General features: G+C 69.0%; 12 protein-coding genes. 4 read left to right on the top strand and 8 right to left on the bottom strand.

The genetic code is table 11. The features are described from left to right. Window positions 1-139 precede the first annotated feature (139 nt). The 5 genes from AC099J_RS27110 to AC099J_RS27090 all read right to left on the bottom strand — a co-directional run bounded on the left by AC099J_RS27110 (window position 140) and on the right by AC099J_RS27090 (window position 5359). A complete protein-coding gene (locus tag AC099J_RS27110) occupies window positions 140-847 on the bottom strand; it encodes a DUF2894 domain-containing protein (RefSeq protein WP_479618415.1) in 708 nt (235 codons plus the stop codon). Window positions 848-947: 100 nt separating this feature from the next. Beyond that, window positions 948-1589, bottom strand: a complete 642-nt coding sequence (locus AC099J_RS27105; protein ID WP_479618529.1) for an OmpA family protein — start codon at window positions 1587-1589, stop codon at window positions 948-950. Continuing rightward, window positions 1589-3865 carry a DUF802 domain-containing protein gene (locus tag AC099J_RS27100; RefSeq protein ID WP_479618414.1) on the bottom strand — a complete coding sequence of 759 codons (2277 nt, stop codon included), beginning with the start codon at window positions 3863-3865 and terminating at the stop codon, window positions 1589-1591. Before AC099J_RS27100 ends, AC099J_RS27105 begins: the two co-directional genes overlap by 1 nt. Then, a complete protein-coding gene (locus AC099J_RS27095; RefSeq protein ID WP_479618413.1) occupies window positions 3862-4668 on the bottom strand; it encodes a DUF3348 family protein in 807 nt (268 codons plus the stop codon). The genes AC099J_RS27100 and AC099J_RS27095 overlap by 4 nt, the downstream gene beginning before the upstream one ends. An 88-nt stretch (window positions 4669-4756) precedes the next feature. After that, a complete protein-coding gene (locus tag AC099J_RS27090) occupies window positions 4757-5359 on the bottom strand; it encodes a C40 family peptidase (RefSeq protein WP_479618412.1) in 603 nt (200 codons plus the stop codon). A gap of 276 nt (window positions 5360-5635) precedes the next feature. Between AC099J_RS27090 and AC099J_RS27085 the strand changes: the two genes are divergently transcribed. From AC099J_RS27085 to AC099J_RS27075, 3 genes are all read left to right on the top strand, one after another. Next, a complete protein-coding gene (locus tag AC099J_RS27085) occupies window positions 5636-6790 on the top strand; it encodes a PQQ-dependent sugar dehydrogenase (RefSeq protein WP_479618411.1) in 1155 nt (384 codons plus the stop codon). Window positions 6791-6986: 196 nt separating this feature from the next. Continuing rightward, window positions 6987-7907 (top strand): PEP-CTERM sorting domain-containing protein, encoded by a 921-nt coding sequence (locus AC099J_RS27080; RefSeq protein WP_479618410.1) that lies wholly within the window; start codon window positions 6987-6989, stop codon window positions 7905-7907. Window positions 7908-8019: 112 nt separating this feature from the next. Next, a complete protein-coding gene (locus tag AC099J_RS27075) occupies window positions 8020-8619 on the top strand; it encodes an isochorismatase family protein (protein ID WP_479618409.1) in 600 nt (199 codons plus the stop codon). A gap of 62 nt (window positions 8620-8681) precedes the next feature. On the opposite strand, the gene AC099J_RS27070 is transcribed toward AC099J_RS27075, so the two are convergent. The 3 genes from AC099J_RS27070 to AC099J_RS27060 are packed head-to-tail and all read right to left on the bottom strand — an operon-like array spanning window position 8682 to window position 10477. Further along, window positions 8682-9269 (bottom strand): YceI family protein, encoded by a 588-nt coding sequence (locus tag AC099J_RS27070; protein ID WP_479618408.1) that lies wholly within the window; start codon window positions 9267-9269, stop codon window positions 8682-8684. 48 nt (window positions 9270-9317) lie between these two features. Further along, window positions 9318-9890: a YceI family protein gene (locus AC099J_RS27065; RefSeq protein ID WP_479618407.1), complete on the bottom strand. Its 573-nt coding sequence runs from the start codon at window positions 9888-9890 to the stop codon at window positions 9318-9320. A 23-nt stretch (window positions 9891-9913) separates the two neighbouring features. Further along, window positions 9914-10477 (bottom strand): cytochrome b, encoded by a 564-nt coding sequence (locus AC099J_RS27060; protein WP_479618406.1) that lies wholly within the window; start codon window positions 10475-10477, stop codon window positions 9914-9916. 265 nt (window positions 10478-10742) lie between these two features. Here AC099J_RS27060 and AC099J_RS27055 point away from each other — a divergent pair, with 265 nt between their 5' ends. Next, window positions 10743-12053, top strand: coding sequence for a hypothetical protein (locus AC099J_RS27055; protein ID WP_479618405.1), 1311 nt, complete (start codon window positions 10743-10745; stop codon window positions 12051-12053). Window positions 12054-12108 lie beyond the last annotated feature (55 nt).

The raw sequence follows: 12108 nt of genomic DNA, 5'->3' as shown, positions 1-12108 counted from the left end.
TGGGTGGTCTCCAGTGGCGTGATTCGCTCGGGCCGCAGACGATACGTCGCGTTGAAGCAGCATCCAGCCGCCTGCGCGACAGCAGCTGGGGGGCGGTCACGCGACCGCGTGTTCCCCGCTTCGCAGGGGGCTCAAGCTCTCAGCGCTTGGCGCCGCGCGCCGGTTTGCGCGCCGCCTTCGGGCGCGGGCTGTCCTTGGCGGCCGGCGCGGGGGCCTCCTGCGCTTTATCCAGCCACTGCAGCGTCTCGACATAGCCCATGAAGCGCTCCAGGTAGGCCGGCGAGAGCGTGCGCATCAGCGTCAGCGCGCGGTGCATCAGCCGGTGCGAATGCAGCGGGCCGGCGTTGTCGGGCAGCTTGGCCTGTGACTGTGACAACTTGCGCTCGGCGCTCAGGCGCGACCAGGTGCCGCGAAAGTAGTGCAGGGATTTCAGCTCGGGCGCATGGGCCAGGCCCTGCGCGCCGGGAGTGGTGGCGCCAGCCGCAGGCAGGCTCCAGGCGGTCTGGCCGGACAACTCCTCCAGCAGTACGGCCAGCGGGCCGGGTGCGCGCGTGGACGGTGCTGCTGGGGCCAGTGGGCCAGCGCTGCGCTCGAAGTCGGCGCCATAGGCCGCCAGCAGCGCCATGACGCGCGCGTCGATCAGCGTACGGGCGTGGCCGTGCCGGGCTTCGGCGCGGCGCGCCAGCGACTCGATGCCGTGGAAGCGCACCGGGTCGTAGTGCGCGGCACCGCGCTGGCGCAGGGCCTGCAGTGCTGAGAGGGGACTTGCCGCATCAGGTTGTGCCTCAATGGGATGTCCGTTAGAGGTGAATGCCGCAGCGGGTGTTGCCGCAGCGGGGTGTGGCACAGCGGTATGACATGCCGCAGCATGTCCCGCAGCGGGCGGTGCCGCAGCGGCATACGCCGCAGCTGTCGGCACGCCCGTGTACAGGCCGCCGCGAGCCCGTTCAGCCACGGGGCTTGGCCTGCGTGCCGCGCGGCGTCGGCGCCATCTCGACGCGGCGGTTTTTCGCGCGCCCCTCGGCGTCGGCGTTCGAAGCCACGGCCTGTTCGGCACCGAACGCTGCGGCGAACACGGCCGAGGACGGCACGCCATCTTCCACCAGCGTGCGCGTTACCGTCAGCGCACGCTGGGCCGACAGCTCCCAGTTGTCCGCAAACTGCCGGCTGCCGCCGCGCACCTGGCGGTTGTCGGTGAAGCCGCTGACCATCAGGATTTCGTCGCGCGCCGCGAGGTAGGCCGCCAGCGGCGCGGCCATGCTGCGCAGCAGCTGCCGGCCCTCGGGCTGCAGCTCGGCCGAGCTGAGGTCGAACAACAGGCTGCCGCTGATGCCGATGCGCCCGTCGTTCAGCGTCACGCGGCCGGCGGCCAGCGGGCCGGCCAGTGCCTGCTCCAGCGACTGCAGGCGCAGCGTCTGGGCCTGGCGCTGCTGCACCTCGGTCTCCAGCCGGCCGCTCAGCTCCAGCTGCATGCCCAGCACGCCGACCAGGATCAGCACAAAGGCTCCCAGCAGCCCGGCCATCAAATCGCCGAAGACCGCCCATACCGGGGCGCCCTGGTCCAGGCCGGCGTCGGCGTCTTCCAACATCATGCTTCGCTGGCCACGGCGGCCTGGCTGCGGGCGATCTGCTGCAGGTCATCGACGATCTGCTTCTGCGACATGATGGACAGGTCGATCACCTCGCGCGCCTGCGCCACGTAATAGGCCAGCTGCTCGTCGCTGCGCTGCATCGACTGGCCCAGCGCGGCCTCGATGCGCTGCAGCTGTGTGCCCAGCTTCTCGTTGGACTGGCTGAACAGCTGCACCGCAAACCCGAACGACTCGCCCAGGCTGGCCACTTCGGCCGCCCCGGTACCCAGCTGCGCAGCGACCTCGGCCAGTTGGCCGGTGCCGGTCTCGACCTGCTGCGTGAACTGCGTGCCCACGCGCTCCAGCACCTGGGCCGATGCGCCGACCAGCGCGTCGATGGCCGCGCGCTGCTCGGTCGAAGCATGGTTCACCGCATCCAGCAGCGTGTTCAGCGTGTCCAGCATGCGGGTGCGCTCCTCCAGCATGGCGTGGTCGCGGGCCATGCTGTCGGTCAGCTTCTGGCGCAGCTCGGCGATCACCTCGGCCGCAGCCTTCGGGGCCTGCCCCGCGGCTTGCACAAGCAGGCCGATTTCGGCGATGGTGGCGCGCGACTGCCGCTCGGCGTGCGTGGCGATGCTCTGCGCGGTCCGCTCCAGCGTCTCGCAGATGGTGGCCTGCTGGCGCGCGGCATCGGCGCCGGCCTTCTGCCATTGCGCACGCAGCGCCTCGGCCATCCCGGCCAAGGCCGTGGTCCAGCCGGTCAGGCGCTGTTCGTCGCGCTCGGCAAGGGCGTTGTGCAGCGTGCCGTGCGCGGCGCTGACCGATTGCACCAAGGCGCCGGCCTGTTGCTCGAAGCCCGCAGCCGCCGCGCTCAGCGCGCGCTGCGTATCGGCCGACACCGCCTGGCTGGTCTGCACGTGCTGGGCCAGCGCATCGCGCCAGCTGTCCGCCACCTGCGTGACCGCGCCCTCCAGCCGCCCGGTGACGCCGTCGACCAGCGCTGCCGAGCGCTGCTCGAAGGTCTGCGCGAAGCCGGCCAGCGTGCCGTCCAACGCCGTCGCCAGCGCCTGGTGGCTGGCGCGCTGCTCGGCCAGCGCGCCGGTGTGGCCGGCCAGCGCATCGCGCCATTGGCCGGACACCTGGTCGACCGCGCTCTCCAGCCGCGCCGCCACGCCGTCGACCAGCGCCGCCGAGCCGTCATTGAAAGTCTGGGTGAACTGCCCCAGCGTGCCGCGCAGGTCCGCCACTTGCGCCTGGCTCGTCTGGCGGTGCTCGGCCAGCGCAGCCGTCCAGGTCTGGGCCACGGCCCGGGTGCCGGCGTCGATGCGCGTCGTCAACCCGTCCAGCTGCTGGCGCACGGCCTGCGCCACGCTGTCGTGCAGCGCCGCCGTCTCGCGCGCCATGCCGGCCATCGTCGCCTCCACCACCGGTGCAATGGTGGCGCCGGCCAGCCGGGCGCTTTCGCTCAGGCTGTCTTTCAGCGAGCGGTCCAGCGCGCCGGCCAGGCCGGCGTAGGCCGCCTCGGTGCTGCGTTGGAATCCATCCTGCCCGTTGGCCAGCCGCTCATGCAGTGCCAGGCTCTGGCGCTCCATCGCGTCCATCATGGCCTGCAGCCGGTCTGCCAGGGCGGGCATGACGTCGGCCTGGCGCTGCAGCAGCCGGAACGATTCCTCGCGCTGGTGTGCCTGCGAGAAGCCGCGCAGCGTGGTGGCGATGCGCGTGTCCAGCAGCTGGCCGGCGCGCAGGCGCTCGCGCCGGCACAGGGCCGACAGCAGGCCCAGCATGGCCGAGGTGGCAATGCCCGCCAGCGAGGTGCCGAAGGCCACGCCCAGCCCCTTCACCGGTGCTGCGAGCGAGGCGCGCACTGCAGCCAGGTCGGTCGCGCTTTCCAATGCCACGCCGGTGCCGTTCAGCGTCACCACCATCCCGACGAAGGTGCCCAGCATGCCCAACAGCACCAGAAAGCCCGCCAGGTACGGCGCCAGCGCCGGGCCTGGCAGGCCCACGCGTTCGCCGTCCACGCGCAAGCGCACGGCGTTGCGCAGCGAGGGGTGAAGCCGCTCCAGCCAGCTGCCCAACGCAGGCGGCGGTTCGGCCAGTGCGGCCACGGCGTTGGTCAGCGTGTCGGTGGCCTGCTGGTAGCGCCGCAGTTCCAGCGCACCCATCAGATAGAAGGCGCCGATCACCAGCGTCACGGCCAAGGCCAGGGGGTTCTGGCCGAAATAGCTGGCGCCGACCCAGCCGACGCTGGCCAGGCCCGCAGCAAACGCGGTAATGGAGAGGAAACGGTTCATGCGGTCTCGTGGGCAAGGGTGGCGAGCAGGCCGTCGACAGGCTGCCAGCGCAGTTCGAGTTCGGCCTGCAAGACGGCGTGCAGGTCCTGGCGAAAGGCGTGTCGCCAGGTGGTGTCGAGAGCGCGCGCGGCAGGTGCACCAGGCAGGGCCGACGCGGGGATGGCGGCGCCCGCTGCCGCGCCGGGCGCCGCATCGGCACTGCACGCAGCGGCCTTGCTTGCGGCATCGCGTTCGCGCTCGAAGCGCCGCTGCAGCAGCGTGGGCAGGGTGGACAGCAGGCGCCGCTCGTGCGGGGCCAGCACCTGTTCCATGACAGCGTCCACCTGCGCCAGCCGCGCCATGTCCGGCGAGGCGCCGGCCAGCCGGGCACGCAGTTCGGCCCGCACGGGCGCGATCGCCGTCTCCATGGCGATCTGGCTGTCCTGGTAGTGCCGGCGGTAGGGCGAAAAGTCCACGGGCAATTCCAAAGTGGCGGGGGCTGCGAGATGGCTGCGGGCGGGGCGGCCCAAGGGCTGGTCGGAGAGGTGGGCGCTGTCATCGGCCAGGGCCTGGGCGAGCGCCTCGCGCACGCGCTGGCAGGCCGGGTCGCTCGCGAGGTTGGCGGCTGGTGCAGCGGGCGGCGGGGTGTCCGGGCCGTCCTGCAGGGCGGTGAACAGGGACATTGCGTCCGTCCAGCGCAGCCAGTCGCTCAGCCGGTCCGCAAAGCCCTGCGCCGATTCGCGGGGGTCATGTTCGGTCAACCGGGCCAGCAGGCGAACGAGCGCCGAATCCGTGAAGCCTGCGCGCCTTGCCACCTGCACCATGTCGCCAGATCGAAAAAACCGCGAAGTCTACAGGGTGCGACGTGCAAGGCCTTGCCACGCCGAGCTGGCAGCGCGTGACGCTCGCGCGTCAGTTCTGGCGGTCGCTGCGCGCGCCCAGCGCCGCCGTGCTTGCGCCCAGCGCGGCGCTGACGCCTTCGACACGGCGCGCGCCGTCGAAGCGGCGCGCCCAGTAGCTGGTGCCCATGTCTTCCACGCGGACCTGCGCACCGGTGCGCGGCGAGTGGATGAACTTGCCGTCACCCAGGTAGATGCCCACGTGGCTGAAGGCGCGCCGCATGGTGTTGAAAAACACCAGGTCACCCGGCTTCAACTCGCTCTTGTCGATCTTGTCGGTGGCGGCGGCTTGCTCGTCGGCACGGCGCGGCAGCATGAGGCCAATGGTCTTGGCGTAGGTCGCGCGCACGAAACCGCTGCAATCGAACCCGGTCTCAGCCGAAGTGCCGCCCCGGCGGTAGGGCACGCCCAAAAAGCCCATGGCGTTGCCGACCAGATCAGACGTCTTGTCGCGCACTGTCTGGCCGACCTGCTCGATCTGGCCGATGGTCTGGTTGAACAGGCTGCGCTCGGCCAACAGACGATCCAGATCTTCTGGATCGGCGCTGGCGGGCGGGGTGGCGTGGGCGGCGCTGGAAAGCAGCAGGGCGGTGAGAAAAGCAGTCCAGCGGGTCATGTGTGGCGAGGGCAATGTCTCAAGTGCTTGTAGGTGAACTGGAGGATAGCGCGTAAGTCGTTGATTCTGAATGAGAAGGTGGAAAAAGATGTAACGTTTGCCGTTCGACGGGCGGTTTGGGGTCGCCTGCGCGACTGAACCATTCGCTTATTCAGCAGACGAACGCCACGACAAATCTGCTCCTTCGCCGGCTGATTTGCGCTCCGCGTTGGAGCGATCCAGCTCCATCCCTGCACGCGCGCCGCCTCCAGCGCCCTTTTCAGAAAGCTCCTGTCGATGCACGTTTCCGCTTCCCGTGCCCTGCTGGCACCGCTGGCCCTGACCTTGGGTTGCCTGTTGGCGGCAGGCCTTCCTGCGCATGCGCAGTCCGTGGCACCGCAGGTGGTGGCCTCGGGCTTGCAGAACCCCTGGGCAGTGGCCTTTTTGCCCGAGGGCCGCTTTCTGGTGACCGAGCGTGCGGGCCGCATGCGCGTGCTGCAGGCCGATGGCAAGGTCGGGCCACCGCTGGCCGGCTTGCCGCCCATCGCCGCCGGGGGCCAGGGCGGCCTGCTGGACGTCATCGCCGACAGCGATTTCGCGCGCAACCGGCACGTCTACTTCTGCTACAGCGAACCGGGTGAGGGCGGGCGCGGCAGCAGCACGGCGCTGGCCCGCGCCACATTGGCGCCGGACCGCAGCGCTCTACAGGAGGTGCAGGTGCTGTTCAGCCAGAAGCCCAAGGTCAACAGCAGCCTGCATTTCGGCTGCCGCATCGTCGAGCGGCGTGTCGACGGACGCCCCGACGGCAGCCTGTTCCTGACGCTGGGCGACCGCTACAGCCGCATGCAGGACGCGCAGACGCTGGACACCCACCACGGCAAGATCGTGCGCGTAGGCAAGGACGGCAGCGTGCCGGCCGGCAACCCGTTCGCAACCCGTGCCGGCGCGCTGCCCGAGATCTGGAGTTACGGCCACCGCAACGGCCAGGGCGCCGCGCTGGCGCCGGACGGCCGACTGTGGACGCACGAGCATGGCCCGCAGGGCGGCGACGAGATCAACCGCCCCGAGGCCGGCCGCAACCACGGCTGGCCCGTCATCACCTACGGCGAGAACTACGGCGGCGGCCGCATCGGCGATGGCCAGACCCGACAGGAAGGCATGGAGCAGCCGCTGCACCACTGGGTGCCGTCCATCGCGCCGTCGGGCATGGTCTTTTTGACCAGTGACCGCTACGGCAAGGGCTGGCAAGGCAGCCTGTTCGTCGGCTCGCTGAAGTTCAACCGCCTGCACCGCCTGGCCTTGGGGGACGAGGGCCAGATCGTGCGCGAGGAGCGCCTGCTCGAAGCGCTGGGCCAGCGCATCCGCGACGTGCGCCAGGGCCCCGACGGACTGCTCTATGTGTTGACTGACAGCCGAGAGGGCCAACTGCTGAGGCTAAGACCCGGCAATTGACTACATGGTATTCGTCCGAAATCTGCGCATATAGCCGCAACATATGTGTCGGCGATATTGACAGGTACGGCGGGGTGAGCAGGGAGCGCGTGGGCTGGTCGTAAGCGTGCCAGAGTGTGACATTTGTCACAGCACGCGATGGCACGGTTGATGCGTCATACCACGCCACAACAACCCCCAACCCCAAGGAGACGCGATGTTTCACAAGTTTCGATCAGTATTGGTTGCAAGTGGTCTGGCGCTTGCGGCAGCCAGCGCTTACGCCATTCCTACTCTCACCCTGCCGACGGGGACCATCGATGGCATCGGTCCTCAGCAGTTCGACGAAGCCTTGGTCTATTCGTCTTCCCTGCTGGCCCAGCAACAGACGGCGGGTCTGATTCCCGGTAACACCAGCGTGTTCGATTTCGCGGTCGGCTCCGGCACCTTCGACGTCATCGTCTATTCGAACAACGGAGTGGCCAACCCCTCGCCGTTCGCTGAGCCGATGAATGCCGGTGGCAGCGGCGATTTCGACGGCACCTGGGGCCTGGGCGAGCCGGGCACCGTGGGCGCACTGCGCACCCTGCTGACCGTGGGTGGCACCGCTTACCAACCCCTGTTCGTGTTCGACCACAACGAAAACCAACGAGATCCCAACTTGCTGGTCTCGGGGCGCGTTTCGATTTACCGCGGGATCACGCTGCTGCAAGAGTTCTCGATCGACACAATGGCCAACGGCACCTTCGACATCAACAGCCGCGTGACCTCGTGCGGCAGCCCGACCGTTGGGCAGAACCCGGACCTGCCGCTCGGTGCCTGCAACATCCTGGTCGACACGCCGAGCGACGACACCTACACCTGGACCACCAACGGCAGCGGCAAGCCCGACTACTTCGTGGTCTTCCCGACCTTCGATCTGTACGGGGGCGCATTTCTGGCGACCGACTCCATCGTCGTGCAGATGTCCCTGCGCGACATGACCCCTGGTTTCGATGAGTTGGCGATCGCCGGCTATCGGTTCGCAACGCGCAACGACGTGCCTGAGCCAGGCAGCATCGCACTGTTCGGCATCTCGCTCACAGGGTTGGCATTCGCGATGCGCCAGCGCCGCAGGCAGGCCGGCCGCAAGAGCTGATCGCTTCCGCGTTGACCCACCGAGGCCCCGCAATGCGGGGCTTCGTTGTTTCCAGCCCAACCGCAGCAGTGAGCTTCTATCATCGGCCCCTCTCGGACTACCGGCCCATCCCATGCTGCTCGAAGCCTCTTCCTCGCAACTCGTGCTGGTCGACTACCAGGAACGGCTGATGCCCGCCATTGCCGGCCATGACGAGGTGCTGGCCAATGCCCTGCGGCTGGCGCGTGCGGCGCAGCTGCTGGCGGTACCGGTCTGGGGTACCGAGCAGAACCCGTCCAAGCTCGGCGCCAATGCGCCCGAGCTGCGCGCGCTGTGTCAGCGCACGCTGGCCAAAATGCAGTTCAGCGGCGTGGCCGAAGGCCTGGGCGAGTGGCTGCAGCCGCCGCTGGCCAAGGCGCCAGCCGGCAACGCCCGCAGCCTGCCCAAGCATTTGCAAAAGCCCCCGGCGGCCGAACGCGGCAGCATCGTGGTGGCCGGCTGCGAGGCCCATGTCTGCCTGCTGCAGACCGCGCTGGAGCTGCTGGAGGAAGAGCTGGAAGTGTGGGTCGTCACCGATGCCTGCGGCTCGCGCACCGAGCGCAACCGCGACGCCGCCTTCGACCGCCTGGCCGGCGCCGGTGCCGAGCTGGTCACCACCGAGATGGTGCTGTTCGAGTGGCTGGAGACAGCCGAGCACCCGCAGTTCAAGGCGGTGCACGCACTCGTCAAATAGCGTTGTTCGGATCAAAAAAAAGGGGGCCGCAGCCCCCTTTTTTTCGTTCAGCGCCAGACCGCTTACTGCTTGACCGCCTCGATCTGCGCCACGATGCGCACGTTCTTGGACATGCCGAACGAGACGCCGTAGTCCACGCCGAAGGCCGTGCGGTCGATGGTGGTCTCGAAGTCGCCGCCGCACACTTCGCGCTTGAGCATCGGGCTCTGGTAGCAGTTGAACTGCTTGGCCTTGAAGGTGACCGGCTGGGCCTTGCCCTTGATGGTCATGGTGCCGGCCACTTCGCTGACCTTGTCGCCGTTCCAGGTGAACTTGTCGCCGACGAACGTGGCGGTGGGGAACTGCGCCGCGTCGAAGATGTCGGCGCTCTGCAGATGCTTGTCGAACGGCGCCACGCCGGTGCTGATGGAGCCGATCTGGAACGTGATCTCGACCTTGCCGGTCTTGGCCGCCTTGTCGAGCGTGATCTGGCCTTCCTTCTTCTCGAAGCGGCCGCGGTTCACGGCGGCGCCGAAGTGGTCGATCTCGAAGGTGGCGAAGGTGTGGGTCGGCTCGACGGCATAGGTGGCGCTCTGCGCGTGGGCGCTGCCGGCAGCGAACATCAGCGAGGCGGCGGCAGTGGCCAGGGCGGTGAGGGCGGTAAGTTGCATCGAGGAATCTCCGGTGGGTTGGGAAGGGTCAGGGGAAAGAAAAGAGGATCAGATCTTGGGCACGCCCGTCAGCGCCAGCTTGAACTTGACCTGCACGTCGTCGGCCACCATGGAGGTGTCGGCCCACTCGTTCTCGCCGATCTTGAAGGCCAGGCGCTTGATCGTGAAGGCGCCGCTGGCCACGGTGTTGGCACCGGTCTGGGCCAGCGTCACGGGGACGACCATGTCCTGCGCGTTGCCTTTGACGGACAGCTTGCCGGCCACCTCGAACTTGCCGCCGCCCAGCGCCTTGATGGCGGTGGACTGGAAGGTGGCCTGCGGGAACTTGGCCGCGTTGAACCAGTTGGGGCGGGGCAGTTCGACGTCGATCTCCGGGGTGCCGAGCGTGGCGCTGCCCATGTCGACCGTGAAGGCCACCTTGCTGGTCGCCAGCTTGGCCGGGTCGAACGCGACCTGCGCGCTGAACTTCTTGAAGTGGCCTTCGACGGGCACGCCCATCTGCCGGCTGACGAACGCGATCTCGCTTTGCGCAGGCACCAGCGCCTGCTGGGCCAGGGCCGGCTGCGCCAGCACGGTGGTGGCGGCCAGCAGCACGCCGCCGAGGGTGGTCGACATCTTCATGGGAACTCCGTTCAAGAAAAGGATCAGCCGCGCCCGGGCAGCATGCGGGTCAGCAGGCCGTCGCGGTCCACGAACTGGTGTTTCAGTGCGGCGGCCACATGCAGCACGACCAGGGCAGCCAGGGCGTATGCCGCGTAGCCGTGCAACGGCTTGATGGCATCTGCCAACGCCTTGTCGGTCGGCAGCAGATCGGGCAACTGCAGCATGCCGAACCAGACGATGGGAAACCCCGCCGCCGAGCTGTAGGCCCAGCCGAGCAGCGGCACGATGAAGAACAGCGCATACAGCAGGAAGTGCGTGCCGTGGTGCGCAAGGTGTTGCCAGCGCGGCATGGCGGACTGCACTGCCGCCGGCAGCGCGGGTGGGCGGTGCGTCAGGCGCCACAGCAACCGCAGCGCGGACAGGGTCAGCACTGTCACGCCGGCCCACTTGTGCCAGTTGTAGAGCTTCAGGCGCTGCGGCGAAAACGGCAGGCTGGTCATGTACAGGCCGACTGCGAACATGCCGATGAGGGCCAGGCCCAGCACCCAGTGCAGGGCGATGGCGGTGCCGGTGTAGCGCGACGATGGGAGCGGTGTGGTGTTCAAGGCCGGTTCGATTCTTGTGGAGTGGCGGCGCCCGGACGAGCGGGCAGCATGAAGCAGAGTCTAGAGTTGTCGGCCCCAGGCAAGTTCAATCAAATCGTTGCGACGGTTCAAAAATCATGAACGCGACGAATCGGCTTCGATAAGCTTGCCGGCCACGCACCCTGTGCCTGCGCTGTGCCCGCAGCGGTCTTTCGGTGCCGCGCGCGCCGGCCCGCGTGCACGGTAGCGACGGCCGCGCTCTGTGGGCCGACGGCGCGCGCCGCGCGTGAAGATCTGGCCGGACTATCTCGGCCGCAGCGTGGAGGCGATCATGGGGTCTGGATCGATGCGTGTGCTTGGTGTGCTGCTGGCCACCGTGGCGCTGCTGACTGGGTGTGGCGGGGGCGATCCAACGATGGAGGCCGCCCCAGCGCTGGAACAGGCGCAAGCCGTCGATGGCACCGCGGTCGCCGGCACGTCGCCCCCTGCGGGCCCGACGTGCGAGAAGGGCGGGCTGGTGGACGCAGAATTTCGCGACGCTGCGCTGGCCATGCTGTCGCAACTGGTGGTGCATGCCCCGGGCCTTGCCGCGCATGGCGCCATCAAGCTGCACCACTCGCCCGGGCTGATCGATCCGCAGGGCCAGGCGTGGCACTTCATCCAGGCCTACCACGTCAACCTGACCATGACCGAGGCGCTGCGCATCGCGCCCCACCTGGCCCCGGTGGCGGCAAACTGGTTGCGCTGGCAGGCGCGGCACATCCGCTCCACGCGCTGGCGCCAGGGTGTGGTGTTCGACCACTGGGTGCGTGCGGCCGACCTGCGCGTGGCGGAGTGCCCGCCCGGCGGGCCGGCCCGGCAGTGCCCGGATGTCGATTCCTACGACAGCACGGCCGCGTCCATGCTGATCATGGCCGACAGCTACCGCGCGGCCACCGGCGATCTGGCGCTGTTGCGTGAACCCGCGGTGCGCGCCGCGCTGGAGGTTTCGTCCACCACGCTGTACGCGCTGGGCAGGGCCGATGGCCTGACCTGGGCCAAGCCCGAGTTTCGCGTCGCCTACGTGATGGATGCCGCCGAGGTGGCGGCCGGCTGGCACGCCTGGGCCCGTCTGCAGGAGCTGGCATACGGCGACGCCGCCAGCGCCGGCAACAGCCGCGCGCAGGCCCTGCGCACCGAGAACGCCGCGCGCCAGCACCTGTGGCATGCGGCCAGCCAGAGCTGGCGCGTGGCGGCCGGGCAGGGCGCACCGAACTTTTCGCGCTGGTATCCCCACACGGTGGCCCAGGCCTGGCCGCTGCTGTGGGGCTTGCAGGGCCCCTCGGCTGGCGAGGCGCCGGCTGCCTGGCGCCGCGCGCTTGTGCCCTGGCAGGGGACGCGGGATTGGTCACGGCGCATCGTCGACCCTGACGGCTTCTGGTGGGCGGCGGCAGCCGTCGCCGCGCGCTGTGTGGGCGATTCGGAAGCGGCCAGCAGATGGGTGGCGCGCGCCCATAGCGACTGGATGCGGCCCGGCCAACCGTTCGGCTGGCCTTTCCACGTGGGTGAGCTGCGCTGGCTGTTCTGGATGTCCGATCCAAGGGCAGCAACGCCCTGACAACCTCGCGTACGGCACGCTGACGACTGCGTGCAGGGCGGCAACGCACAGCGGC

It is taken from the genome of Rhodoferax sp. RT4P68 (assembly GCF_056521305.1).
This window is presented reverse-complemented; position numbering and strand designations above follow the sequence as displayed.